Origin of the sequence: Selenomonas sp. AB3002 (assembly GCF_000702545.1) — a bacterium.
Taxonomy (GTDB): Bacteria; Bacillota; Negativicutes; order Selenomonadales; family Selenomonadaceae; genus Selenomonas_B; species Selenomonas_B ruminantium_A.
Genome location: NZ_JNIO01000008.1, coordinates 1443875 through 1468624, shown reverse-complemented (window position 1 = coordinate 1468624; position 24750 = coordinate 1443875). Strand labels below are relative to the sequence as shown.

At 55.6% G+C, this 24750-nt stretch carries 19 protein-coding genes and 2 tRNA genes; 18 read left to right on the top strand and 3 right to left on the bottom strand.

All coding sequences use genetic code 11. From position 1 onward, the window contains the following. Positions 1 to 7 precede the first annotated feature (7 nt). The 5 genes from gatA (at position 8) to P159_RS0114960 (ending at position 6025) form a co-directional block, all read left to right on the top strand. Positions 8 to 1477 carry an Asp-tRNA(Asn)/Glu-tRNA(Gln) amidotransferase subunit GatA gene (gatA, locus tag P159_RS0114980; RefSeq protein WP_029545311.1) on the top strand — a complete coding sequence of 490 codons (1470 nt, stop codon included), beginning with the start codon at positions 8 to 10 and terminating at the stop codon, positions 1475 to 1477. Then, a complete protein-coding gene (gene gatB, locus P159_RS0114975) occupies positions 1477 to 2919 on the top strand; it encodes an Asp-tRNA(Asn)/Glu-tRNA(Gln) amidotransferase subunit GatB (protein WP_029545309.1) in 1443 nt (480 codons plus the stop codon). Before gatA ends, gatB begins: the two co-directional genes overlap by 1 nt. A gap of 165 nt (positions 2920 to 3084) precedes the next feature. Next, positions 3085 to 3807, top strand: coding sequence for an HAD-IA family hydrolase (locus P159_RS0114970; RefSeq protein ID WP_051650398.1), 723 nt, complete (start codon positions 3085 to 3087; stop codon positions 3805 to 3807). Beyond that, a complete protein-coding gene (gene rlmD / locus P159_RS0114965) occupies positions 3804 to 5174 on the top strand; it encodes a 23S rRNA (uracil(1939)-C(5))-methyltransferase RlmD (protein ID WP_029545306.1) in 1371 nt (456 codons plus the stop codon). Before P159_RS0114970 ends, rlmD begins: the two co-directional genes overlap by 4 nt. Positions 5175 to 5272: 98 nt before the next feature. Continuing rightward, positions 5273 to 6025, top strand: a complete 753-nt coding sequence (locus P159_RS0114960) for a class I SAM-dependent methyltransferase (RefSeq protein WP_318253601.1) — start codon at positions 5273 to 5275, stop codon at positions 6023 to 6025. Between the two features lie 43 nt (positions 6026 to 6068). Here P159_RS0114960 and P159_RS0114955 read toward each other — a convergent pair whose 3' ends face one another. After that, positions 6069 to 6845: a DUF4931 domain-containing protein gene (locus tag P159_RS0114955; RefSeq protein ID WP_029545302.1), complete on the bottom strand. Its 777-nt coding sequence runs from the start codon at positions 6843 to 6845 to the stop codon at positions 6069 to 6071. Between the two features lie 226 nt (positions 6846 to 7071). Between P159_RS0114955 and P159_RS0114950 the strand changes: the two genes are divergently transcribed. Continuing rightward, positions 7072 to 8754, top strand: a complete 1683-nt coding sequence (locus P159_RS0114950; RefSeq protein ID WP_318253646.1) for a polysaccharide biosynthesis protein — start codon at positions 7072 to 7074, stop codon at positions 8752 to 8754. 11 nt (positions 8755 to 8765) lie between these two features. After that, entirely contained in the window at positions 8766 to 9644 is an 879-nt protein-coding gene (locus P159_RS0114945) for a YegS/Rv2252/BmrU family lipid kinase (protein ID WP_029545299.1), read from the top strand. Positions 9645 to 9691: 47 nt separating this feature from the next. Here the strand turns inward: P159_RS0114945 and P159_RS0114940 are convergent. Beyond that, a tRNA-Leu gene (locus tag P159_RS0114940) sits at positions 9692 to 9776 on the bottom strand. 160 nt (positions 9777 to 9936) lie between these two features. Here P159_RS0114940 and P159_RS0114935 point away from each other — a divergent pair. From P159_RS0114935 to P159_RS0114895, 9 genes are all read left to right on the top strand, one after another. Continuing rightward, positions 9937 to 10932, top strand: coding sequence for a deoxyguanosinetriphosphate triphosphohydrolase (locus tag P159_RS0114935; protein WP_029545297.1), 996 nt, complete (start codon positions 9937 to 9939; stop codon positions 10930 to 10932). A gap of 189 nt (positions 10933 to 11121) precedes the next feature. Beyond that, a complete protein-coding gene (dnaG, locus tag P159_RS0114930; RefSeq protein ID WP_029545296.1) occupies positions 11122 to 12912 on the top strand; it encodes a DNA primase in 1791 nt (596 codons plus the stop codon). A 47-nt stretch (positions 12913 to 12959) separates the two neighbouring features. Next, positions 12960 to 14075 carry an RNA polymerase sigma factor RpoD gene (rpoD, locus tag P159_RS0114925; RefSeq protein WP_051650396.1) on the top strand — a complete coding sequence of 372 codons (1116 nt, stop codon included), beginning with the start codon at positions 12960 to 12962 and terminating at the stop codon, positions 14073 to 14075. Between the two features lie 201 nt (positions 14076 to 14276). Then, positions 14277 to 14352, top strand: a tRNA-Asn gene (locus P159_RS0114920). A 75-nt stretch (positions 14353 to 14427) separates the two neighbouring features. Beyond that, positions 14428 to 15114, top strand: a complete 687-nt coding sequence (locus P159_RS0114915) for a class I SAM-dependent methyltransferase (protein WP_029545292.1) — start codon at positions 14428 to 14430, stop codon at positions 15112 to 15114. Then, a complete protein-coding gene (locus P159_RS0114910) occupies positions 15111 to 15923 on the top strand; it encodes a Nif3-like dinuclear metal center hexameric protein (RefSeq protein ID WP_318253599.1) in 813 nt (270 codons plus the stop codon). Before P159_RS0114915 ends, P159_RS0114910 begins: the two co-directional genes overlap by 4 nt. 44 nt (positions 15924 to 15967) lie before the next feature. Beyond that, positions 15968 to 16885 (top strand): YitT family protein, encoded by a 918-nt coding sequence (locus P159_RS0114905; protein WP_029545289.1) that lies wholly within the window; start codon positions 15968 to 15970, stop codon positions 16883 to 16885. Between the two features lie 156 nt (positions 16886 to 17041). Continuing rightward, positions 17042 to 19519 carry a leucine--tRNA ligase gene (gene leuS / locus P159_RS0114900; protein ID WP_029545287.1) on the top strand — a complete coding sequence of 826 codons (2478 nt, stop codon included), beginning with the start codon at positions 17042 to 17044 and terminating at the stop codon, positions 19517 to 19519. 5 nt (positions 19520 to 19524) lie between these two features. Then, positions 19525 to 20604 carry an HD-GYP domain-containing protein gene (locus P159_RS0114895; protein WP_029545285.1) on the top strand — a complete coding sequence of 360 codons (1080 nt, stop codon included), beginning with the start codon at positions 19525 to 19527 and terminating at the stop codon, positions 20602 to 20604. Between the two features lie 134 nt (positions 20605 to 20738). Here the strand turns inward: P159_RS0114895 and P159_RS0114890 are convergent, their stop codons facing one another. Beyond that, complete coding sequence (locus tag P159_RS0114890) at positions 20739 to 22115, bottom strand: NAD(P)/FAD-dependent oxidoreductase (RefSeq protein ID WP_029545284.1); 1377 nt, start codon at positions 22113 to 22115, stop codon at positions 20739 to 20741. Positions 22116 to 22438: 323 nt separating this feature from the next. On the opposite strand from P159_RS0114890, the gene putP reads away from it, so the two are divergent. Next, the gene (gene putP, locus P159_RS0114885) at positions 22439 to 23917 is read left to right on the top strand and encodes a sodium/proline symporter PutP (protein ID WP_029545282.1); all 1479 of its coding nucleotides are present in this window, start codon (positions 22439 to 22441) and stop codon (positions 23915 to 23917) included. A gap of 437 nt (positions 23918 to 24354) precedes the next feature. After that, positions 24355 to 24747: a glycerol-3-phosphate cytidylyltransferase gene (gene tagD, locus P159_RS0114880; protein WP_029545280.1), complete on the top strand. Its 393-nt coding sequence runs from the start codon at positions 24355 to 24357 to the stop codon at positions 24745 to 24747. The last annotated feature ends 3 nt before the right edge of the window (positions 24748 to 24750 follow it).

The window sequence follows — 24750 nt, the reverse complement described above, 5'->3', positions numbered from 1 at the left end:
ATTGAACGTGAGATTATACGAGAAACCGGCTCATGTCCTGCATGATATGCTGGTGAATAAAGAGATTACAAGTGTAGAGCTGACCGAGGATGTGCTCTCCCGCATTGACGAGGTGGAGGGAGAGGTCAAGGCTTACCTCACCGTCACCCGTGACGAGGCACTGGAGCAGGCCCGCGCCGTGGACGAGAAGATTGCCCGGGGGGAGGAGATTTCCTTCCTGGAGGGCATTCCCGGCGCTATCAAGGACAATATCTGCACCAAGGGCGTGAAGACCACCTGCGCTTCCAAGATTCTGGAGCACTTCGTGCCTCCCTATGATGCAACGGTCATGAAGAAGCTCAAGGCAGAGAATCCTGTCATCCTGGGCAAGCTGAACATGGACGAGTTCGCCATGGGCGGCTCCACGGAGAATTCCGCTTACCATCCCACCTGCAACCCCTGGAACACCGAGTGCGTCCCCGGCGGTTCCTCCGGCGGCAGCGCCGCTTCCGTGGCTGCAGGCACCGCTATATGGTCCCTGGGCTCAGATACCGGCGGTTCCATCCGCCAGCCTGCATCCTTCTGCGGCGTGGTAGGCCTGAAGCCCACCTATGGCCGTGTTTCCCGCTATGGCCTGGTGGCCTACGGCTCCTCCCTTGATCAGATTGGCCCTGTGACCCGGGATGTGACGGACTGCGCACATCTGCTCAACATCATTGCCGGCCATGATGAGATGGACTCCACCTCCAGCGAGGCGGCTGTGCCTGACTTCACCAGGGCTCTGGTGGAGGATGTGAAGGGGCTGAAGATCGGACTGCCCAAGGAATACTTCGTGAAGGGCATGGACCCCGAGGTGGAGAAAGCCATCCGGGCTGCCATTGAGAAATACAAGGAAATGGGAGCAGAGATCGTGGATATCTCTCTGCCTCACACGGATTATGCCATTTCCGCCTATTACCTCATCGCTCCCGCTGAGGCTGCCACCAACCTCCAGCGCTATGACGGCGTAAGCTACGGCGAGCGTGTGGAGGGCGAGGACCTGGTGTCCATGATGACCAATACCCGCACAGAGAAGTTCGGCGAGGAAGTCAAGCGCCGCATTGTCATTGGCAACTACGCCCTTTCCGCTGGCTACTACGATGCGTATTATCTGAAAGCCATGAAGGTGCGTACTCTGGTGGCCGAGGATTATGCCAAGGCTTTCGAGCAGGTGGATGTGATTCTTGCTCCTGTGGCTCCCACCACGGCTTTCAAGATCGGCGAGATGGCGGGTGACCCCCTGCAGATGTACCTGCAGGATGCCTGCACCGTGCCTCTGAACCTGGCCGGCCTGCCTGGCATCAGCCTGCCTTGCGGTTTCTCCAGCAAGGGAATGCCTATCGGCATGCAGATCATCGGCAAGGCCCTGGACGAGGAAACCATTATCCGTGCGGCTTACACCTATGAGCAGAGTCAGGACTATCACACGAAGATGGCGAAGCTGGGAGGTAACAACTGATGAAGTATGAAGCCGTAATCGGCCTGGAAATACATTGCGAACTGAAGACCAAGACGAAGATTTTCTGCGGTTGCGCCACCAGTTTCGGCGCTGACCAGAACACCCATGTGTGCCCTGTCTGCCTGGGCATGCCCGGGGTGCTGCCCACTGTGAACCAGCGGGTGGTGGAGTTTGGCATCAAGGCCGGCCTTGCCACCAACTGCGAAATCAACAAGTACAGCAAGTTCGACCGCAAGAACTACTACTATCCTGACCTGCCCAAGAACTGGCAGACCTCCCAGTATGACCTGCCCATCGCCGAGCACGGCTGGGTGGACATCGACGTGGAGGGGGAGAAGAAGCGCATCCGCCTCACCCGCATCCACATGGAGGAGGATGCAGGCAAGCTGGTGCATTCCGGCACCAATATCAAGGACTCCGCTTCTTCCAACGTGGACTACAACCGCACGGGCGTGCCCCTGCTGGAAATCGTCTCCGAGCCTGACATGAGCTCCGCTGAGGAAGCCCGTGCCTATATGGAAAAAATCAAGGCTATCATGGAGTACATCGATGTTTCCAACTGCCGCATGGAGGAGGGCAATCTCCGTGCCGACATCAACGTGTCCCTGCGTCCCGTTGGCTCCAAGGAGCTGGGCACCCGCACGGAGATGAAGAACATCAACTCTTTCAAGAACCTTGAGGACGCCATCAACTACGAGATTGAGCGCCAGACTGAGGTGCTGGAGGACGGCGGCCACATCGTCCAGGAGACCCGTACTTTCGACCCGGCACAGGGCATCACCCTTTCCATGCGCAGCAAGGAAAATGCCCACGACTACCGCTATATGCCGGAGCCGGACCTGCCTCCCATCATCACCAGCGAGGAGACCATCGAGAAGTACCGCAGCGAGCTGCCGGAGCTGCCGGATGCCCGCCGCGCCCGCTTGGAAAGCGAGTTCGGCCTGTCCGACTACGATGCAGGCATCATCACCAGCTCCCGCGCTATGGCCGAGTATTTCGATGCCGTGGTGGCTACCGGCGCAGATGCCAAGCTGGCTGCCAACTGGATGATGGGCGACCTGCTGAAGAACCTCAACGATGAAGGCCTGGATATCAGCAAGTCTCCCGTGGAGGCCCAGCGCCTGGGCGAGATGATCCAGCTCATCATGAAGGATACCATTTCCGGCAAGATTGCCAAGAAGGTCTTCAAGGAAATGTGGACCAACACTGACAGCCCTGAGAAGATCGTCAAGGACAAGGGCCTGGTGCAGATCACCGACACCAAGGCCATCGAGGGCATTGTAGACGTGGTCATTGCCAAGAACCAGAAGGCAGTGGACGACTACAAGGGCGGCAACAAGAAGGCCATAGGCGCCTTGGTGGGACAGGTCATGAAAGCCTCCAAGGGCAAGGCCAACCCCCAGATGGTGAACCAGCTGCTGGCCCAGAAGCTGGACGGCTGAGACAAATAAAGCCTTCCCCTCTGGGGAAGGTGCCCCGAAGGGGCGGATGAGGTGCGACTTTTTGAGTCAGGCTGAAGTATTTAGTTCATTTCCACCTCATCCGTCAGCCTTCGGCTGCCACCTTCCCCTCAAGGGGAAGGCTTTTTTCGAACAGAAAGGATTATCATGCAATATTTCAACAGGGCTGCCGTCACTGCCAAGGCTGCGGTCTTTGACCTTGACGGCACCCTTATCGACTCGCTGGAAGATTTGGCGGACAGCGTGAACGAAGTCCTCACTGCCCACGGTTTCCCCACCTTCGAGGTGGATCTGTACCGCTACAAGGTGGGCAACGGCTCCCGCAAGCTGATTGAGCGCGTACTGCCGGAGGACAAGGCAGGGGATGAGGCACTGGTGGACGCACTTCTGGCCGAATACAAGGAGTGCTATGCCAGAAATATCCTCAATAAGACCCGCCCCTATGCAGGCATCTTCAATATGCTGAAGCGCCTTCAGGAGATGGGGGTGCCCCTGGCTGTCTGCACCAACAAGCATCAGAGCGCCGCCGAGGAAATCTGTCGGAAGCTTTTTGCTGAGGGCACTTTCGTTGAGGTTATCGGCGACCAGCCGGACCTGCCCCGGAAGCCTGACCCGTTGAAGGTGCTGAAGCTGGCGGAGAAGATGGGGGTTAGCCCCAAGGAAGTTGCCTACTTCGGTGACAGCAGCGTGGACATGGAAACCGCCAGGAATGCGGGAGCCATTGCCCTGGGGGTCACCTGGGGGTTCCGCACCCGTGAGGAGCTGGAGGAAAGCGGCGCCAGGTTTATCCTGGAGATGCCTGCCGACCTCTTTACCAAGGTGGAATTTGTGACTGGTGACGATGCAAGCGAGGCAAGTGAGGAAAGATGAAGGGAAAGATACCTGTCCAGCAGGGACAAGTCTACGAGATTGAAATAAACACCCTGGGCACCAGCGGCGAGGGTGTGGGGCGCTATGAGGATTTCACTGTCTTCGTGCCTTACGCCTTGCCGGGAGAAAAGGCCAAGGTGCGCATCACGGAGGTCAAGAAGACCTATGCCATGGGCAAGCTGCTGGAGCTTGTCCGCAAGAGCAGCGACCGGGTGGAGCCCGTCTGCCCCATTTACAAGGAATGCGGCGGCTGCCAGCTCCAGCACCTGAGCTACGAAGCGCAGCTGAAGGCCAAGCGCCAGCAGGTGATAGATGCCGTGACCCGCATTGGCAAGCAGCCTGACCTCTTTGTGGAGCCCACCCTCGGCGCAGCCACTCCCTGGAACTACCGCAACAAGATGCAGTTCCCCATTGGCAGGGAGAAGGGCAAGACCGTTATCGGCTGCTTTGCTCAGGGCAGCCACAATATCATCGACACCACTGACTGTCATATCCAGAAGGAAGGCAACAACGAAGTGGTGAACGCCGTGCGGGAAATTGTCACCAGGCTGAACATTCCCGTCTACAATGAGGACAAGCACACCGGCGTCCTGCGTCATGTGGTGGGCCGCGTGGGCAGCAATGGGGATATCATGGTGGTCATAGTCACCGCCAGCAAGACCCTGCCCCGGGAAAAGGAATTCGTGAAGATGCTGCGGGCGAGACTCCCGAAGGTGGTCAGCGTTCATCAGAATATCCAGACCTACCGCAACAATGTCATCATGGGCAGGGATACCAGGCTTATCTGGGGGCGTCCCACCATCCAGGACAGCCTGGGCCGCCTGAATTTCCACATCTCCCCCCGTTCCTTCTTCCAGGTTAACACTGCCCAGGCGGAAGTCCTCTACAACAAGGCCATGGAATTTGCCAACCTCAAGGGAGAGGAAACTGTCATTGACGCTTACTGCGGCACAGGCACCATCACCCTGTTCCTGGCCCAGAAGGCAAGGGAAGTCATCGGTATCGAGATTGTGAAGCCCGCCATCCAGGATGCCAATAAAAACGCCAGGGACAACAACGTAAGGAATGCAGAATTCATCGTAGGCGATGCCACCCAGGTCATGCCCCGCCTCTACAAGCAGGGTGTGCGCCCCGATGTGGTAGTGGTAGACCCGCCCCGGGCAGGCTGCACGGAAACAGTGCTGAAGACCTTCGCAGACATGCAGCCGGTCAGGATAGTTTACGTCTCCTGCAACCCCGCCACCCTGGCCAGGGACATTGCCGTGCTGGATGAGCTGGGCTACAAGGCCGTGAAGGTGCAGCCGGTGGATATGTTCCCAAATACTTCGCACGTGGAGAATGTTGCTTTGCTTGTTAAGAAAGACTGAGAGGCTTTTGATAAAAGTAACCCCCTGGGAGGCTTATTTTTCTGTCTTTACTAAGATAAAATAGTAGACAGAGAGAAACTACCATGGGGGTGCTGATAGTGAAAGCCAATGTTCGGCAGAGGGAAACTGCCTATGAGCAGGAAATTAAGCTTCAGGAGCTGATAGAGGCATATTGGGACGAGCGCAGCGGGGATTTCAGCAGGCTGCGGCTGAAGGAGCTGGCGGGGCCTTGCGGGGCGGCCTGGCGACAGGTGCTGGCTGAGAAGCTGCCTGAGGGGAAACTGCAGGTGCTGGATGTGGGCACCGGGGCAGGCTTCCTGGCTATCCTGCTGGCTCAGCTGGGGCATGAGGTGACAGGTGTCGATATGTCCGGTGAGATGCTTCATCAGGCCAAGCAGAATGCTCTGGCGGCAGGCTGCCGTGTGGATTTTTGCAAGGGCAATGCCCAGGTCCTTGACTTTGCAGACAATTCCTTTGATGTGCTGGTCACCCGCAACCTGACCTGGACCCTGCCGGATGTGATGGAGGCTTATCGGGAGTGGCAGCGGGTATTGAAGCCCGGCGGCCTACTTTTGAATTTTGATTCTGACTATGGACTGGCTCCCTTTGTGAAGAAGGATGAGCCCACGGATGTCCATGCAGGCATACGCAGGGAACTGGTGACGGAGTGCAATGAAATCAAGGATGAGCTGAGGATCAGCACCCACCGCCGTCCAGGCTGGGATGTCGCGTTCCTGCGCAGTTTGGGCATGGAAGTGACTCTGGAGGAGGATATCGGCTCCAGGGTGCATGTAGATGAAAGCATGCAGTTTGATAAGGTGCCGCTGTTCTGCATAGCGGCCCGCAAATAAGAAACAGCCTCCTGGTGAGATCTGGCTCGCCAGGAGGCTGTTTCTATTCTTTGCTGTCTTGGAAGTAAAGCTGCCGAATCTCTTTTTCGGCCTCCTCCAGGCTGGTGGGGCGGAAGCGGATGCCGTAGCCGATGTAGAGGGGGGAGGTGGCGTAGCGGGGGAGAATTTTGACCATGATTTTTTTGTCTCCTTCGTGGTAGAAGAAGATGTTGTAACTCTGGCCCCGGCGGGAGAAATGGTTCATGAAGTAGTCAACGCTGAGCTGGATGAAGTCGGCCAGGGTGTTTACGCTTTCGGTCTGGTAGAGGCGCTCTGTCTGAAGGTTGATTTCCCAGAAGCCTACCCGGGGTTTTTGGGAAAGGCGCAGGGAAACGCCGTTTTTCTCGGCGATCAGGGGACCATCGAAGTACTCGGGCAGGGAGAGGCAGCTTCTGTCCAGTTTGGGAAAGCCCACCAGCTGCATGTGGGGGTGGCGGATGGTGCCGCCAGAGAGAGGTCCGAAGTTCTTGAAGAACAGCACGTCTTCATAGCGGCCTGAGTGCATCAGCTTTTGCCAGTGATGGAGGCCGAAGCTGATGAGGTGGCGCATTTTCTCCCGAGAGTAGTCCGGCATATCCGTCTGGCACTCCCGGCCTTCTATCAGGACGAACTGGTCAGCGCCCACGATGACGTTGTATTTGTTCTTCAAAAGAATCATGCCATCTTCTTCGGCTATGATGTCCGTCAGGTGCTCCCGGTCGCAGAAGGGGCAGGCTTCCTCACGCAGGAGGCTGTTGGGTTTCTGTCTGCCGATGCGGGTGTCGAAGTCGATGATGTTCATGGCAAGCCTCCTTTCTGCATTTTGCCTATGGCAAAATCTACTTTGCATCGTAATTGCGTTATGACTCGGCTGTTGCCTCGTCGAAACGCAAATAGGTATATTTTGCCTATGGCAAAATCTACCTATTTGCGTTATAATTCTTCTGTTACACTTTATACAATTATAACGCCAACAAGGACGTTTTGCCATAAGCAAAACTGAGGCAGATTACTAGGCGGTGTTTTCCATTAACAAGCAAGAAACGAATCAAGAGATAGAAAGCCAGGAGCAGGAGGAAAAGAAGAGCAGCAAGGGCGAGTCCTTCCTCAAGGGCACATTTATCCTGACCATTGCCGGGTTTGTGGTGAAGGTCATCGGCTCCCTGAACTGGATTTTCGTGTCCCGTATCCTGGGGGGCGAAGGTATCGGCCTTTATCAGATGGCTTTTCCCATCTACTTTCTGGCCATGACCGTGTCCCAGGCAGGCGTGCCGGTTGCTATTTCCATCATCACGGCGGAAAGGGTGGCCCTGAAGGACATCTACGGGGCCAAGCGGGTTTTCCGCATTTCCATGGGCCTTATGCTGGCCACGGGCCTGTTCTTCTCCTTCCTGACCTACTTCCTGGCAGACTGGCTCATCGAGTGGCAGTTTATCCGTGACCCCCGGGCCTATATGTCCGTGGTGGTGCTGGCACCTACGGTGTTCTTCGTGACTTTTCTGGCCAGCTCCAGAGGTTATCTGCAGGGCTGGCAGCGCATGACGCCTACGGCAGTGTCCCAGATTGTGGAGCAGATTTTCCGGGTCATCACCATGATCCTGTTGGCCAGCCTGCTCATGCCCTGGGGACTTGACTATGCAGCTGCTGGTGCCTCCTTGGGCGCTTTGGCAGGTGCGGTGACGGGCCTGATGGTTCTGGTGTATTTCCACATCAAGCTGGACCGGGACATTGAGAGGGACTACGGCAAGGTGCTCACGCCGCCTCCGGGCACAGAGCACGAGTCGGCAGGACACATCATCAAGCGCATTTTCCAGCTGTCCCTGCCGGTATCGGCAGCCAGCATCATGCTGCCTATTGTGTCTAACCTGGATCTGATGATTGTACCCCAGCGTCTGGAAGTGGCAGGCTATTCCGTGGGGGAGGCTACGGAGCTCTTCGGTTATCTCACAGGTATGGCCGTGCCGCTGGTGAACCTTTCCTGCCTGATTACGGCTTCCATGGCCATGAGCATTGTGCCGGCCATTTCTGAGGCCAGGGCCCTGAAGCAGAAGGACAGGGTCTACAGCCAGACGGCGGCTTCTGTGCGCATTTCCAACTTCGTCTGCTTCCCGGCTTTTGTCTGCGTGTTCGTGCTGGCTACGCCTATTTCAGCGTTGATTTACAATGCGCCGGGTGCGGGGCCGGCGGTGATGATTTCTGCTGTGAGCATCGTGCTCCTTGGTCTTCATCAGGTTTCCACGGCTATCTTGCAGGGCCTGGGGCATCCCACCATTCCCATGGTGAACATGGTGGTGGCAGCAGGGGCCAAGGTGTTGCTGAACTGGCACCTGACTTCCATTCCCTGGCTGGGCATCATGGGCGCGGCCTGGGCTACGGCGGCGGATATGGGTGTGGCTGCCCTCATCAACCTGGTGTTCATCTACAAGTTCATTGGCTATAAGATGGAAATGGGGCAGCTCTTCAAGACCATTATAGCGGCTTTGGTGATGGCGGCGGCTACCCATGTTTTCTACGTGCAGTCCATGGCTTTGCTGGGGTCAGCTATTGTAGCTACCTTTGGGGCCGTGTTCTTCGGCTGCGGCGTCTACATCGCTGTCATGCTGCTGATTGGTGGCCTGCGTGAAGATGATTTGGTGCGTATTCCCATGATTGGCCGTTTCGGCATCAAGTTCCTGCGGCGCATAGGTGTTTTCAAGACCAAGGCAGAGTAAGGAGGCTATTCTTGCGTAAGTTCGTGCTTTTCTACAACCCCGTCAGCGGCAGCGCCGCCTTCAAGGGCAAGCTTGACATGATGGTAGAAGCCTTCCAGCGCCGGGGAGCCCTGCTGATTCCCTACCGCACCAAGGCGGGGGGCAATGACGGCCTGATAGATTTCGTGCGTGAGCTGCAGCCGGACGGCCTCATCGCTGCCGGCGGCGACGGCACAGTGCATGAAGCTGCCAACCTCATCATGAAGGGGAAGCTGGACCTGCCCCTGGGGATAATCGGCAGCGGCACTTCCAATGACTTTGCCACCTATCTGGGCATCAACGAGGATTTGGAAAAATACTTCGACACGATAGTTGAGGGCAGGACGCGTCGCTGCGACCTGGGCCTTGTAGGTGAGGAATACTTCATCAATGTGGCCAGCGCCGGCATGATGACCTCCATTGCCCATGAGGTGGCGCCAAGTCTCAAGAATGCCCTGGGCAAGAATGCCTATTATCTGAAAGGACTTGGTGAACTGGCCAGATTCCACAGCTGGAAGCTCAAGGTACTGGCAGACGGGCAGGCCCATGAAGTTGAGGCTTACCTTTTTGTCATCATCAACAGCTCTACGGTGGGCAGCATGAAGCATGTGGCTGAAGGCGTGGAGGTCGATGATGGGCTGCTTGACTTCCTGGCAATCAGGAAGGTCGGCGTGCCTCAGCTGATGGCAATAGGCAAAGATCTCATCGCAGGACGGCCTGTATCGGAAATGGATGCGGTGCTGCACTTGCAGGCTGAGAGCTTCACAGTCAGCACAGAGGAAGCCTTGGAGAGCGATCTGGACGGTGAAGTGGGGCCTATGTTGCCGTTGACAGTCCAGGCCATCAAGAGGGCTATAGAAGTTTATTGTTGACAAAAAAGGCTCCGCAAGCCAAGCTTGCGAAGCCTTTTGTTTCCCTCTGGTGCGGATGAAGGGACTTGAACCCTTACGCCGAAAGGCACTGGATCCTAAGTCCAGCGTGTCTGCCAATTCCACCACATCCGCATAGGTCTGCTATATCAGCAAAACATGATATATCTTAGCATCTTACCCCTCCTTTGTCAAACCGTCTGCCAGCCAAATTTATTTGCTTCCCGGCAGGAAAGGACTTGACAAATCACGTATAATAGTGTTACTGGAGAAAATTGTCAGAGGAGGGACAGGAATGAACGTTCGCGAGCAGACTGAGGCGTTTGAGTACGAGTACCTTTCTCCTCAGGCAGCCAAGAGCCGTGAGGCTGAGAGGAAGGAGCCCATGGAGGAGTGCGCTTTTCGCACCAAGTTCCAGCGGGACCGGGACAGGATACTTCATTCCAAGTCTTTCCGGCGCTTGAAGAGGAAAACCCAGGTCTATATCGTGGCGGGGGACCATTACCGCACCCGCATGACCCACAGCCTGGAAGTTTCCCAGATTTCCCGCACTATCGCCCGGGCTCTGCGGCTCAATGAAGATCTGACGGACGCCATTGCCCTGGGGCATGATGTGGGGCACACCCCCTTCGGCCATGCGGGAGAGGCGGCCATGGCCAAGCTCATAGGCCATTTCTCCCACAACGAGCAGAGCCTGCGGGTGGTGGAGTTTTTGGAGCGGGGGGGCAGGGGACTGAATCTCACTGCCGAAACCCGGGATGGCATACTGAACCACACGGGACCGAATCTGCCCAGGACTTATGAGGGCAGGATCGTGCGCACAGCTGACCGCATTGCCTACCTCTGCCATGATTATGATGACAGCATCAGGGCAGGGCTGCTGAAGCCGGGGGAACTTCCCTCGGAGGTCACAGCGCATTTTGGCTCAGATACCTCACAGATGATAACCAGCATGGTGGCGGATATGATTGAAACCTCCCTGGCCAGGGGCGAGATTGCCCAGTCTGAGGAAGTTGCCCATGTAATGGATGTGTTCCGCCGCTTCATGTTCAAGCATATCTACCATTCTGAGGCGCTGGCCCGGGAGCGGAAGCAGGCGGTGTTCGTGCTGCAGGAGCTTTTTGGCTATTATATGGAGAATTTCTCCGAGCTGCCTGATGAGTTCATCGAGCGGGAAGCCCGCTGGGGACGCCAGCAGACGGTGGTTGACTATGTGGCCGGTCTTACGGACAGCTATGCTGTGCAGCTCTTCAAGAGCATCTTTGTCCCTCCGGCGGAACAAATGGTTTAGTAAATTGCTGAGCTGTAGAGGATTTTTATATTTTGCGGTGAATATAGTTAAATTAGGGAATGGTCTGCACAATTTGGGAAATATTTCTCTTAGATACTTTTACGGGCAGGAAAATTCTCTTTTGTATAGAATTTATAGCAGGTGTCGTACTGATGGAATTTGGTTGTAAAGCTGGAGGGGTGTGTGTCCGTGGGTGACGGCAGGCTGGACGAATTCGTGGAGCAGGTGCGTTCCCGTTCGGACATCCTGCAGGTGGTACAGAGCTATGTGCCCTTGAAGCGCAAGGGCGGACGCTACTGGGGCTGCTGCCCCTTCCACCATGAGAAGACCCCCTCCTTTTCCGTGGTGCCGGACAAGGGATTCTTCTATTGCTTTGGCTGTCATGCAGGTGGCAATGTTTTCAAGTTCATATCCTTGATTGAGAACGTCACATATTTCGAGGCTATCAAGCTTCAGGCAGAAAAGCTGAATATCCCCATGCCGGAGCGGCCCAGGACTCCCGCTGAGGAGGCCAGGGAAAGGGAGCTAAATGCCCTTCGGAAAGTCAATGAGATGGCCCGGGATTTCTTCCACAACTGTCTCACCAAGACCGGTTATGGCAGGCCGGGGCTGGCTTATTTTGCGGGCCGCGGCATAAGTGAGACGGTGATAGAGGAGTTTTCCCTGGGCTTTGCCCCGGATTCCTGGGACAAGCTTTCCTCCGCTTTCATGAAGCGGGGGGTAAAACCGGAGCTGCTCCTCAAGGCAGGACTTGTGTCCGAAAGCCAGAGGGGGGGCGGAGGCGTCTACGACCGCTTCCGGGGCCGGGTCATTATCCCCATTGCCGATGAGCGGGGGCGGGTGGTTGGTTTCGGCGGCCGTGTGCTGGACGACAGCCAGCCCAAATACCTCAATACCCAGGAGACGGTGCTCTTCAACAAGAGAAAGCTGCTCTTTGGTCTCAACCGTTCACACAGGGCTATCAAGGAGGCAGGGTATGCCATAGTCGTGGAAGGCTATATGGATGCCATTTCCGTCTTTGGAGCCGGAGTGGAGAACGTGGTGGCCTCCCTGGGCACTGCTTTTACGGTGGACCATGCCAAAAAGCTCATGCGCTATGCGAAGGAAATTTATTTCTGCTACGATAGCGATGAAGCGGGACAGCAGGCTACCATACGGGCTCTTTCCATAGCAGCCAGGGACACGGGGGCGGTGGTGAAAGTCATCACCGTGCCGGATGGCAAGGACCCCGATGAGTTTATTAGGAAGCACGGGGCTGAGGCTTTCCGCGCCCTGGTGAAAGAGGCCAAGCCCTTGGTGGACTACCGCATTTCCTACGTGCTCTCCCATGTGCCCTACGACACGCTGGAGGGCAAGGGCAGGGCTCTGCAGGAAATCATGCCTGTGCTGACAGGCGTCAGCCAGGCCCTGTTGGGGGAGTACGTCAAGAAGCTGGCCCAGACTCTCATGATAGACGAAGGGCTGGTGCTGGAGGAGCTGCGCCGCTACAGGAAAGCTCCGGTGGAGATGGTGGAGCCGGAACGGGCTCCCATCAGGCAGGCTGTCCGGGAAAAGGACACCGCTGCCAAGAGGGCAGGCAGGCTGGTCATCAGGTCGGCCTGGCAGGACCCGGGGATAATTCTCCACACCCTGACGGTGGTGCCCCTGGAGGGCATAGCAGACCCTGTGCAGCGCGAAGTGCTGTCCTTCCTGCAGGACTGTGCCACTAGTGGAGAGCGTCCTGAGGATGCTTCCCTGCAGGGTCGCCTGTCAGAGGAGGCGGCAGCAGAACTCTCCCGCGCCCTGGTGGAAGACCTTGGGGGACGGGAGGAGGCCGAGGCCTATACGGATTCCCTGCGGAGTCTGAGAAAAGCCTATCTTGAATCCCGGTACCTGGCCCATACGGAGAAAGCCGAGGCAAAGATGCAGGCCGGGGACATGACATATCTTGAGGAACTGAATGAGGTTAAGAGAATCAAAGATGAAATGGATGGTATGTGAATTGTATTTTATGATGGAATTTGCTGGTCAGGAAAGGAGGGAGCTCAATGGCTGATGTACGCAGTGCCGCTGCGGCTATGGGCAAGAACCGCAGCTCCGAAATCATCGCCAATCTGCTCTCTAAAGGCAAGAGTAATGGCGGGACCCTCACTTATGGGGAACTGGTGGAAGCCCTGCAGACACAGGATCTTTCTCCTGACGAAATTGATGATATGTATGATACCTTCAGCAAGAAGGGCATTGAGATCGTAGATGATTCCGGCTCCGACAATCAGGAAGAGGAGCCCATAGATGAGGAAGAGGTAGAGATTGACCTCTCTGTTCCTGAGGGCATCAGCATTGATGACCCTGTGCGCATGTACCTGAAGGAAATCGGTCGCGTGCCCCTGCTCACGGCCGAGGAAGAAGTGGCTCTGGCCAAGCGCATGGAAGAGGGCGACGAAGAGGCTCAGAAGCGTCTGGCAGAGGCCAACCTGCGCCTGGTGGTCAGCATAGCCAAGCGCTATGTGGGCCGCGGCATGCTGTTCCTGGACCTCATTCAGGAGGGCAACCTGGGCCTTATCAAGGCTGTGGAGAAGTTTGACTACAACAAGGGGTATAAGTTCAGTACCTATGCTACCTGGTGGATTCGTCAGGCCATTACCCGCGCCATTGCAGACCAGGCCCGCACCATCCGTATTCCCGTGCACATGGTGGAGACCATCAACAAGCTCATCCGCGTGTCCCGCCAGCTCCTGCAGCAGCTAGGCCGCGAGCCGCAGCCAGAGGAAATTGCCAAGGAAATGGACATCAACGTGGAGCGCGTCCGGGAAATCATGAAGATTGCCCAGGAGCCTGTTTCTTTGGAAACTCCTATCGGCGAGGAGGAGGACTCCCATCTGGGAGACTTCATCGAGGATCAGGATGCGCCTGCTCCCGCCGATGCAGCTTCCTTCATGCTGCTGAAGGAGCAGCTGGAAGAGGTGCTTGAAACCCTTACTCCCCGTGAGGAAAAGGTATTGCGCCTGCGCTTCGGTCTTGATGACGGCAGGGCCCGTACCCTTGAGGAAGTGGGTCAGAGCTTCGGGGTCACCCGCGAGCGCATCCGCCAGATTGAGGCCAAGGCCCTGAGGAAGCTCAGGCATCCCAGCCGCAGCCGCAAGCTGAAGGATTTCTTAGACTAAACTTTCTATAGGCATCTTGACAGTATTGGTCGAGGTGCCTATGACTCGTTTTGCAGGTTATGAAAATATATTAACGTGGCAACGCAAACAACTTATGCTTGACTTGTACTGAGCGGTGGCCTCGTCGAAACGTAAATTGGTGAATTTTGTCTATCGACAAAATTTGAACAATGCGTTATAATTGTCTACGTTGGTTTTTATTCCTCGATAGCTCAGCCGGTAGAGCACCTGACTGTTAATCAGGCTGTCGCAGGTTCGAATCCTGCTCGAGGAGCCATTATGAATACACAAGGGTGTGACGGAGGCGTTGCGCCCTTTTTCTTTTTCTTGTATTTGCGGAGGAGGTATCCTCATGGGATTGGATGATAGATTGCAGGCCCTGGCGGATTTTGTGGAGCCGGGGAGCCGGGTGGCTGATGTGGGTACGGACCACGGTTATCTGGCTATAGAGCTTATAAAGTCCGGCAAGGCGGATTTCGTCATTGCCAGTGACAAGAACTCAGGTCCCCTGGAGGCAGCGGGCAGGAGCCTGAAGATGGAGGGGCTGACAGAGAAGATAACCCTGCGGCTGGGGGACGGCGTGCAGGTCTTGAAGCCCGGAGAAGTGGACACCGTGTGCCTGGCAGGCATGGGGGGCGTCCTCATGACGGAGATACTGGCAGTGAGGCCAGAAGTGGTTGAGGGGTTGAAGTATCTCATCCTGCAGCCTATGAACGGGGCGGAGGAATTGCGCCGCTGGCTTTACCGCAACGGCTGGCATATCGTGGATGAGGCCCTGGCCGTGGATGACGGGCGCATTTACGAGATCATCAAGGCAGAGCAGGGCAGGAAGCGCTATCCAGCCCCTGTGGAGCTTTTGATAGGCCCTAAGCTTTGGGAAAAGAAGCCGCCCCTCCTGCGTCACCATATCGAGCAGCTGCTGTTCCAGCAGAAGCGGGTGGCTTCGGGCATGGAGAAAAGTCCCCGGGCCCAGAAGACCAAGAAGTATGTCAAGGTATTGGAACTTATCAAGGAGCTTGAAGGGAGGCTTTACTGGTGAGCAAAGCTGTGAAGTGCCAGCAGGTCATGGAAGCCTTGGAGCGCATTGCACCCAAGAGGCTGGCAGAAGAATGGGATAATCCAGGTCTGTTGTTGGGCAGTCCCGCGCAGGAAGTGCATAAGATTCTCACCTGCCTGGATGTGACCGATGAGGTAGTGGCTGAGGCTGCCTCTTTGGGGGCAGATATGATAGTGGCCCACCACCCTATGATTTTCAAGGGCATCAAGAAGCTGCGCACGGACCTGCCCTTAGGTGCAAGACTGCAGAAGCTGATGGTGCATGGCATTGCCGTGGCTGCTGCCCATACCAATCTCGATACTGCCGAGGGCGGCGTGAACGATGTGTTGGCAAAGGCCATTGGCCTTACGGATATCCAGCCCTTTGCCGCCAAGGCCGAGGAAGGGGCAGAGCCTACCCTGGGACGCATTGGCTATCTGCCTGAGTCCATTGCGATAGAAGATTTTGCCCGTCAGGTGAAGGAAAACCTGCCTGTGGAGTATGTGCGGCTGGTCAGGGCAGGGGACAAGGCGGTCAAGAAGGTGGCCCTTTGCAGCGGGGCTGGTGCTGAGTTTATTGCCAAAGCTTCCTTCCTGGGGGCGGATGCTTATGTCACCGGCGATGTGAAGTATCATGAAGCCCAGCAGGCAGTGGAAATGGGCATCCATGTCATAGACGGCGGCCACTTCGGCACGGAGTTTCCCGTGGCGGCAGTATTGGCGGAGCGGCTGAGGGAAGAACTCTCCGGGCTTAAGGGAGAGGTTGAAGTGGTGACTGATACCCTTTCCCGTGATGTGTTTGCTGTAATTTAAGTTTTATCAGGCAAGGAAGCCGCAAGAAAGAGTGAAAGAGATTTATGGCTAAAGCGGAAGTTAAGAAGCAGTGCATGCGTTATTTCCAGATTTTCCTGGGCTGCTTCATTGTCTGCATGGGCTTCAATCTGTTTTTGATACAGGCCCATCTGCTGACAGGGGGCCTGTCGGGTGTGGCCCTGATTATTTACTATCTGACGGGTATTCCTGTTGGTATGCAGAACATTGTCTACAACCTGCCTATCATCTACCTGGCTTACCGGGTCTTTGGCAGGCTCTATGCCGTGGACACCATTCTGGGCACGGTGCTTCTGTCGGTGATCTGGGATGCCACGGCCTTTCTGCAGTCTGCGGTGCATATCACCGGGGACACCATGCTGAACGCCATCTTCGGCGGCGTGCTGGCGGGCATTGGCTTCGGCCTGATTTTCCGCTCCAACGCCAATACCGGCGGCCTGGATGTGGTGGGGGCTGTGGTGAAGAAGTTCTGGTCCATTGACGTGGGCACGGTGATATTCGTGCTGAACTTCGTCATCGTGCTGGGGTCCTCCTTCATCTTCAGCCTGGAGGAAGCCCTCTACACTTTGGTGTCCATCTATGTGACGGCGGAGCTCACCAACCGGGTGGCGGCAGGCTTGAACCGGGAGAAGAGCATCATGATTGTTTCTCCCCGGGCTCAGGAAATCTGCAATGACATCCTGGCCAATGTCCACAGGGGTGTCACCATCATCGAGGGCAAGGGAGGCTTTGCCCGGGAGCAGAAGGAAATCCTCTTCGTGGTGGTGCGCCTCACCCAGGTGAGCCGGGTGAAGACCATTGTGGACCACTATGACAGCGAGGCTTTCATGATCGTGTCCAACACCTCTGAGGTGTCCGGCAAGGGCTTCACTTTGGAGTGCGAGAGCTACGAGGAGGCCTTGAAGAAGTGGCACGAACAGCGCTGTCTGGAAGAAAAATTGTGACTTCTGACAGTTGTTTTTGCGCCGTGGACAGGCTTAGTTGATGGTTGACGCTATGGCCGATAGTGTTCTATAATTATTGTCAGCTGTAAACTGCAAATTTCAATCATCCCCGCTGCTTGTGCTGTGGGGGTGTCGTGTATGTTGGAGGAGATTGCATTGGAGAAATATTCACCCTCGGAGATTGAGAAAAAGTGGCAGAAGAAGTGGGAAGAGGAGCAGGCCTACAAGACGGAGATGGATGCAGAGCGTCCCAAATACTACGCCCTGGAGATGTTCCCCTATCCTTCCGGTAATCTGCACATGGGGCACGTGCGCAACTATTCCATCGGTGATGTCATGGCCCGCTACAAGACCATGGAGGGCTTCAATGTGCTCCATCCCATGGGCTTTGACTCCTTCGGCATGCCCGCAGAGAATGCGGCTATCAAGCACGGTGTAAGGCCAGGGGATTGGACTTACAGCAATATCGACAACATGATCCGCCAGCAGAAGGAAATGGGCCTGTCCTACGACTGGGACCGCAAGGCCATCACCTGCAGCCCGGATTACTACAAGTGGACCCAGTGGTTCTTTGAACTCCTTTACAAGCGGGGACTGGCTTACAAGAAAGAGGCTTCCGTCAACTGGTGCGACACCTGCGGCACGGTGCTGGCCAATGAGCAGGTCATTGACGGCAAGTGCTGGCGCTGTGACAACGAGGTGCATAAGAAAGACCTGTCCCAGTGGTTCCTGAAGATTACGGACTATGCTGACAGGCTGCTGAAGGACCTGGACAAGCTGCCCGGCTGGCCGGAGCGGGTCAAGACCATGCAGAACAACTGGATTGGCCGCAGCGAGGGTCTGGAGTTCGATATTGATGTGCCCCAGCTGAATGAGAAGCTGTCCGTCTACACTACCCGTCCCGATACGGCCTACGGCATCACCTTCGTGGCTCTGGCTGCGGAGCATCCCATTATCGAGAAAATCCTCAAGGACAACCCCAAGGCTGAGGAAATCAAGGCTTTCTGCGAGAAGGCCCGCAACCAGTCCGAGCTGGAGCGCACTTCCAGCGAGTCCGAGAAGGAAGGCGTCTTCACCGGCGTCTATGCAGTGAACCCCTTCAACGGCAACAAGGTGGAGCTCTGGGTCACCAACTATGTGCTGGCTGACTACGGCACCGGCGCCGTCATGGGCGTGCCTGCAGGTGACCAGCGCGACTGGATGTTTGCCAAGAAGTACGACCTGCCCATCATCATCACCTGCCAGCCCAAGGGTGTGACCCTGAAACTGGAGGAGATGGACCATGCTTACGACGAGAAGAACGGCGAGCTGGTGAACTCCGGCGAGTTTGACGGCATGGAAATGCACGCTGCCATGAGTGCCATCATGGACAAGGCAGAGAAAGAGGGGTTCGGCAAGCGCAAGGTGAACTACCGCCTGCGTGACTGGCTGATTTCCCGCCAGCGCTATTGGGGCGCTCCCATCCCTGTCATCCACTGCCCTCACTGCGGCGAGGTGCTGGTGCCGGAGGAAGACCTGCCGGTGAAGCTGCCAGAGAATGTCTCCTTCGAGCAGGGCGCTGTTTCTCCTCTGGCCCAGTGCGAAGAGTTCGTGAACTGCAAGTGCCCCAAGTGCGGCGCTGATGCCAAGCGCGAGACGGATACCATGGACACCTTCATCTGCTCTTCCTGGTACTTCCTGCGCTATACGGACCCCCACAATGACAAGGCACCCTTTGCCAAGGACAAGGTGAACTACTGGGCACCTGTTGACCAGTATATCGGCGGCATTGAGCATGCTATCCTGCATCTGCTCTATTCCCGCTTCTTCACCAAGGTCCTCCACGATGCAGGGCTGGTGGACTTTGACGAGCCCTTCAACAACCTGCTGACCCAGGGCATGGTCATCAAGGACGGCTCCAAGATGAGCAAGTCCAAGGGCAATGTGGTTTCCCCGGAGGAAATCATTGAGAAGTATGGCGCTGACACGGCCCGCCTCTTTATCCTCTTCGCAGCTCCCGTAGACCGCGACCTTGAGTGGAGCGACCAGGGCGTGGAGGGTTCCTTCCGCTTCCTGGCCCGCGTGTGGCGCATCCTCTCCCATTTCGAGGAGACTATCAAGGGCGCTGCCGAGGGATATGATGCCGCTTCCCTCACCAAGGAAGAAAAGGAGCTGCGCCGCATTCTCCACACCACCATCAAGAAGGTCACCGAGGATGTGCGTGACCGCTTCATGTTCAACACCGCCATTTCTTCCATCATGGAGCTGGTGAATGCCTTCTATGCTTTCGATGGAAAGGATGTCAATGCCGGTCTTGTGAAGGAACTGGCCAGCGCCTTAGTGCGCATGCTGGCACCCTTTGCACCCCATATCACCGAGGAGCTCTGGCACAATCTTGGTGGCGAAGGCTCCGTTCATGCCCAGAAGTGGCCCTCCTATGAGGAGAGAGCCCTGGTGCAGGACGAGGTGGAAATCGTGCTCCAGATCAACGGCAAGGTCCGCGACAAAGTCATGATTCCCGCCGGCATTGACCGCGCCGAGATGGAGAAGGTGGCCATGGAACTGCCCCGTGCCAAGGAGCTCACTGAGGGCAAGACCATCGTGAAGGTTATCTGCGTACCTAAGAAGCTGGTGAACATTGTCGTAAAGGGTTGATTGAAATGGTGCAAGCCTATGCCATAGAGAATCTTCGGGCAGGCATGAGGGTCGGTCGTGACGTATTGTCAGAGAACGGTGAAGTCCTGCTGAGCAGAGGGCAGATACTTACCCGGGAGAGTATCTGCAGCCTGTTGGAGCGTCCCATCTATTCCATATATGTAGATGAAGATGCCGAGGTGGTGGATATTCCCGGCAAGGAACATCTGCTGGATGCTGGTTATGTGGCTTGCTACGAGCGTGCCCATGAGAGGGTGAAGCGCCTGCTGCTGAACCTGGCTGCCGCGGGGAGGCTGGACAGAGGCCTTCTGGATGTCATTGTGGCAGATATCAACCATGACCTGGCCGCAGACGGTGCCAAGGCCATCTCCCAGATACACAATATGGAGAGGGCAGGGGCATATCTTTTTCACCACAGTCTTCATGTGGGGATTCTGGCAGCCCTGATGGGCAGCTGGCTGGAATGGGACCAGGACAGGCGGGAGAAACTTACTCTGGCAGGCCTGCTCCATGACGTGGGCAAGCTCAGCATTGACAGAGCTCTTTTGGACAAGACGGATCCCCTGACAGCAGAGGAATTTGCTTATATCAAGCGGCACACGGAGTTTGGCATAGCCATGCTGAAAAATGCCGGAGAAAACCGGCAGGAAGTGCTGAATGGTGCTGCCCAGCATCACGAGCGCTGTGATGGCTCCGGCTATCCGCAGGGGCTTGAAGGAGAGCAGATTTCTGTCAACGGACGCATCATTGCCTTCTTGGACATTTATGATGCCATGGCCAGTGACAGGGCCTTCGTGCCCCGGTATTCTCCCTTTGATGCTTTTGCGGCTATGGCAGACGACACTATGTCAGGGAAACTGGACCCGGTGTATACGGTGCAGTTCATGCGGCAGACCTGCCGGGCTTTGATTGGCACATGGGTGGAGATTTCTAATGGGGTGCGGGGAAGGATTGTCTATATCCCAGAAAGCTGCATTGTGGCGAAACCCATGATACATACAGTCCAAGATGAGTTCATAGATCTTGAAGTCCATACGGATCTGAAGGTCAAGGCTATCCTTACGGCTGCGGAATTAGAGGCATAAAAATTCCCTTCAACGGTTTGTCCGTTGAAGGGAAATTTTTTGTGCTCATAGTGCCGTCTGTTCATTTTCTTTGGCGCAAAGAAAACGAACCAAAAGGTAAACATGCCAGTGGCATGTTTACGCGGTCCCGGGGATTACATTCTCCCTAAGATAGCTCTTGCCACGTGCACGCCGCTGGCGCTGGCCTGGGAGAGGCCGCGGGTTACGCCGGCGCCGTCGCCGATGGCGAAGATGTTCTTGTGCTCGGTTTCCAGATCCTTGGTGAGGACTACCCGGGAGCTGTAGAATTTCACCTCGACGCCGTAGAGCAGGGTATCATCATTGGTCATGCCGGGAGCTACTGTGTTCAGGGCCTGGATCATCTCTATGATGTTGTCCAGGTGGCGCTTGGGCAGCACCAGAGACAGGTCGCCGGGGGTGGCGGCCAGGGTGGGCACCGTGAAGCTCTTGCTCATGCGGTGGGCGTTGGTGCGGCGGCCTTTCATGAGGTCGCCGAAGCGCTGGACGATGATGCCGCCTCCCAGCATATTGGAGAAGGAGGCAATGCGCTTGCCGTACTGATGGGGTTCCTTGAAGGGCTCGGTGAAGCGGTTGCTCACCAGCAGGGCGAAGTTGGTGTTCTTGCTCTGGAGCTTGGGGTCACTGTAGGAATGGCCATTGACAGTCATGATACCGTCAGTGTTCTCCATGACCACATGGCCGTGGGGGTTCATGCAGAAGGTGCGCACGGAGTCGCCGTAGCGCTTGGTGCGGTACACCAGCTTGGCCTCATATACCTGGCTGGTGATGTGGTTCCACACCTCGTCGGGAGTCTCCACCCGCACGCCCACGTCTACGCGGTTGTTTTCCTGCTGGAGGCCAAGGCGTTCGCACTCGTTGGAGAACCACTCGGCCCCGGCGCGGCCAGGAGCTACGATAAGATACTCGGCTTCAATCTTCTCGCCGCTCTCCAGAGTAATGCCATTGGTGCCCTTGCCATCGGAATCGATGTGCTCCACAGGGCACTCAAAGCGGAACTCCACCTTATCCTTCAGGTGCTCGTAGGTGGCCTGAAGCATTTTCAGGTTGTTTTCCGTGCCCAAATGGCGGACGCTGGCAGACAGCAGGTGCAGGTCATGCTGCAGGGCCTGGCGGCCGAGATCGGAGTTCGTTGTGGAGAAGACCTGGCTGGGAGCGCCGTGTTCCTGGTTGATTTTGTCCACATAGTTGATGAGGTCCATGACCTCGTTGTCATCCAGATATTCGTTGAGCCAGCCGCCGAACTGGGTGGTGAAGTTGTACTTGCCGTCGGAGAAGGCGCCTGCGCCGCCGAAGCCGCGCATGATGCTGCAGGGCTTGCAGCCGATGCAGCTCTTCACCTTGCCTGCTGAAATGGGGCAGACACGGTTATAGATATCCTTGCCTGACTCCAGCAGGATGATCTTCAGCTCTGGCTTTTTCAGGCAAAGCTCATAGGCCGCAAAGATACCAGCAGGGCCGCCGCCCACGATTGCCACATCATACTTATTCATAGTTGTCCTCCTAAATACATGCGTTTTTGCGCACGAAAAGTACGCAGAGAAAATTTTCAGTGAGAATGCTGCAAAGAATCTGCTGAAAATCCATCTGCGAATCATACCTAATGGGATCGGTTTGGAAACAAACCTAAGATAGTATACGGGAAGTGTTTACAGAATGCAAGCATTATTTTTTAAAAAAATTATAGCTTGTACACTATGTCTATGGAATATATCTTGCATACAAAATATGTGTATATTAGTAGAGCATTGAAGGAGAAAATATGTTATAATGGGTGCTATGTTGTAAACTTTATTCAAGTAAAGGGGGAAATTCTTTGACACATGATATAGCCATTATCATTACTTTCGTTGTCTACATGCTCATTATGATGAGCATTGGCGTCTACTATTACCGCCGTACTCGCAATATGAGCGATTACTTCCTTGGTAACCGCAAATTGGGTGCCTGGGTCACTTCCCTTTCCGCCGAGGCTTCGGATATGTCCGGCTGGATGCTCATGGGGGTGCCGGGCTTTGCCTATGTGGCGGGGCTCAATGCCGGGTGGATCACCCTGGGAATAGTGATTGGCACCTGGGCCAACTGGCGCTTTGTGGCGGCCCGTCTGCGGGTCTATACAGAGCTGGCCCACAATTCACTGACCCTGCCGGATTTTCTGGAGAATCGCTTTGAGGACACTTCGCGTCTCCTGCGGGTAATCCCTGCCATCTTTATCCTGATTTTCTTCGTCATCTACAGCGCTTCCGGCTTCGTGTCCGGGGGCAGGCTCTTTGAGACTATCTTTGGCATGGATTACGCTACAGCCTTGCTGCTTTCTGCGGGGGCGGTGGTGTTTTACACCCTCACCGGGGGCTTTTTGGCAGTGTCCCGCACGGACTTCATTCAGGGTGTCATGATGTTCTTCGCCATTTTGATTGTGCCACTCTTTGCCATGATGCTCCTGGGGGGGCCGGGAGCTACGATTGAGGCTATCAATACCTACCATGCTTCCTTTTTCGAGCCTTTCCAGAAGGTGGACGGCAGCACCATCACGGCGTTGGAGATCATCTCCCTGATGGGTTGGGGCATCGGCTATTTCGGCCAGCCCCACATCCTCGTGCGCTTCATGGCCATCAAGAGCACCAAGGACATTCCCCAGGCTACCAATATTGCCATGGTATGGGTGGTGCTTTCCCTGGCTGCGGCCCTGGCCGTGGGCATGGTGGGCTCAGTGTTCCTCACCGAGCCGTTGACGGAAGCCAACCGTGAGACGGTGTTCCTGGTGATGACCAATACCATGTTCCCCTCTGCCATAGCAGGCATGATACTGGCAGCAGTGCTGGCAGCCATCATGAGCACCGCATCTTCCCAGCTGCTGGTGGCGGCTTCTGCTGTGTCGCAGGACTTTTATCGTTCCATGATAAATAGCAAGGCAGAGCAAAAGGAACTGGTCTGGGTCAGCCGTATTTCCGTGCTGGCCATTGCGGCCATGGCCATCGGCTTTGCCCTGAATCCCAACAGCTTCATCCTGGATATGGTGTCCTACGCCTGGGCAGGCTTCGGCGCCGCCTTTGGCCCCGCTGTGCTCATGTCCCTGTTCTGGCGCAGGACCACTAGGAATGGCGTGCTGGCTGGCATCGTGGTGGGCGGCCTCACCGTCCTCATCTGGAAGCAGTTCGCCTGGCTGGGCCTTTATGAGATCGTGCCCGGCTTCATCTTCTCGCTGCTTGCCATCTATGTGGTGAGCCTGCTGGATAAGGCTCCTGCCGAGAGCATCACCCGCACCTTTGACGAGGTGGGGAATAGCAGGATCTGAGCACCGCGAGACAAGGGAGCCGTGGCAGTACGGACTGACCTTTGGGGAGTAAGGTGGAGTGTTTCAATCACATGGAGTGTTTCTATCTCTTGCAAATTTTTTTTAGATATGGTATCCTGTGAGGGATGATTTTAATCATTAGGAATTCTGATGATAGAGGGGTGTGTGTCTGCTATGTTGTTGAAGATGGAAAAAAAGACATGTTCAGCCCTTATGTATAATCTGAATAGACATATGTTCACAGGGGGGGGGGCATAGTGGCGAATTATCTGAGATAATTCAGAATAATGCGCCTGTAGTCTCTCCTTATAATTATACATTAGATTTTGCAAGCCAAGCGTAGGATATGCGCTTGGCTTCTTTTCGTGCGCCCATTTGGATGTACGAAACAGGTGAAGTGTAAGAGGACAGGACAATCAAAAGGAGCGGATGAGAAAATGAAAAGGGTTATAACTTATGGAACTTTTGACTTGCTGCATTATGGTCATATCAACTTGCTGAGAAGGGCTCGGGCTTTGGGAGACTATTTGATTGTTGCTCTTTCCACAGAGGAGTTCAACTGGCGGGAGAAGCAGAAAAAATGTTATTTCACCTATGAACAGCGCAAGGAACTGCTGGAGTCCATTCGTTATGTAGATCTGGTGATACCAGAGGAAAACTGGGAGCAGAAACGCAGGGATGTAAAGCTTTACCAGGCGGACATCATGGTTATGGGGGATGACTGGAAAGGGAAGTTTGATTTCTTGGAGGAAGAAGGGTGTGAGGTAGTGTATTTGCCCCGTACTCCGGAAATCAGCACTACGCAGATAAAGAAGGATTTGCATAAATAATAT

Bases quoted from the DNA above. Each gene is read 5' to 3' on its own strand.
- rpoD (WP_051650396.1), top strand. From the start codon at position 12,960: ATGGCTGATGTACGCAGTGCCGCTGCGGCTATGGGCAAGAACCGCAGC.
- P159_RS0114915 (WP_029545292.1), top strand. From the start codon at position 14,428: ATGGGATTGGATGATAGATTGCAGGCCCTGGCGGATTTTGTGGAGCCG.
- gatB (WP_029545309.1), top strand. From the start codon at position 1,477: ATGAAGTATGAAGCCGTAATCGGCCTGGAAATACATTGCGAACTGAAG.
- P159_RS0114970 (WP_051650398.1), top strand. From the start codon at position 3,085: ATGCAATATTTCAACAGGGCTGCCGTCACTGCCAAGGCTGCGGTCTTT.
- rlmD (WP_029545306.1), top strand. From the start codon at position 3,804: ATGAAGGGAAAGATACCTGTCCAGCAGGGACAAGTCTACGAGATTGAA.
- P159_RS0114955 (WP_029545302.1), bottom strand. From the start codon at position 6,845: ATGAACATCATCGACTTCGACACCCGCATCGGCAGACAGAAACCCAAC.
- P159_RS0114890 (WP_029545284.1), bottom strand. From the start codon at position 22,115: ATGAATAAGTATGATGTGGCAATCGTGGGCGGCGGCCCTGCTGGTATC.
- P159_RS0114895 (WP_029545285.1), top strand. From the start codon at position 19,525: ATGGTGCAAGCCTATGCCATAGAGAATCTTCGGGCAGGCATGAGGGTC.
- P159_RS0114935 (WP_029545297.1), top strand. From the start codon at position 9,937: ATGAACGTTCGCGAGCAGACTGAGGCGTTTGAGTACGAGTACCTTTCT.
- P159_RS0114905 (WP_029545289.1), top strand. From the start codon at position 15,968: ATGGCTAAAGCGGAAGTTAAGAAGCAGTGCATGCGTTATTTCCAGATT.
- tagD (WP_029545280.1), top strand. From the start codon at position 24,355: ATGAAAAGGGTTATAACTTATGGAACTTTTGACTTGCTGCATTATGGT.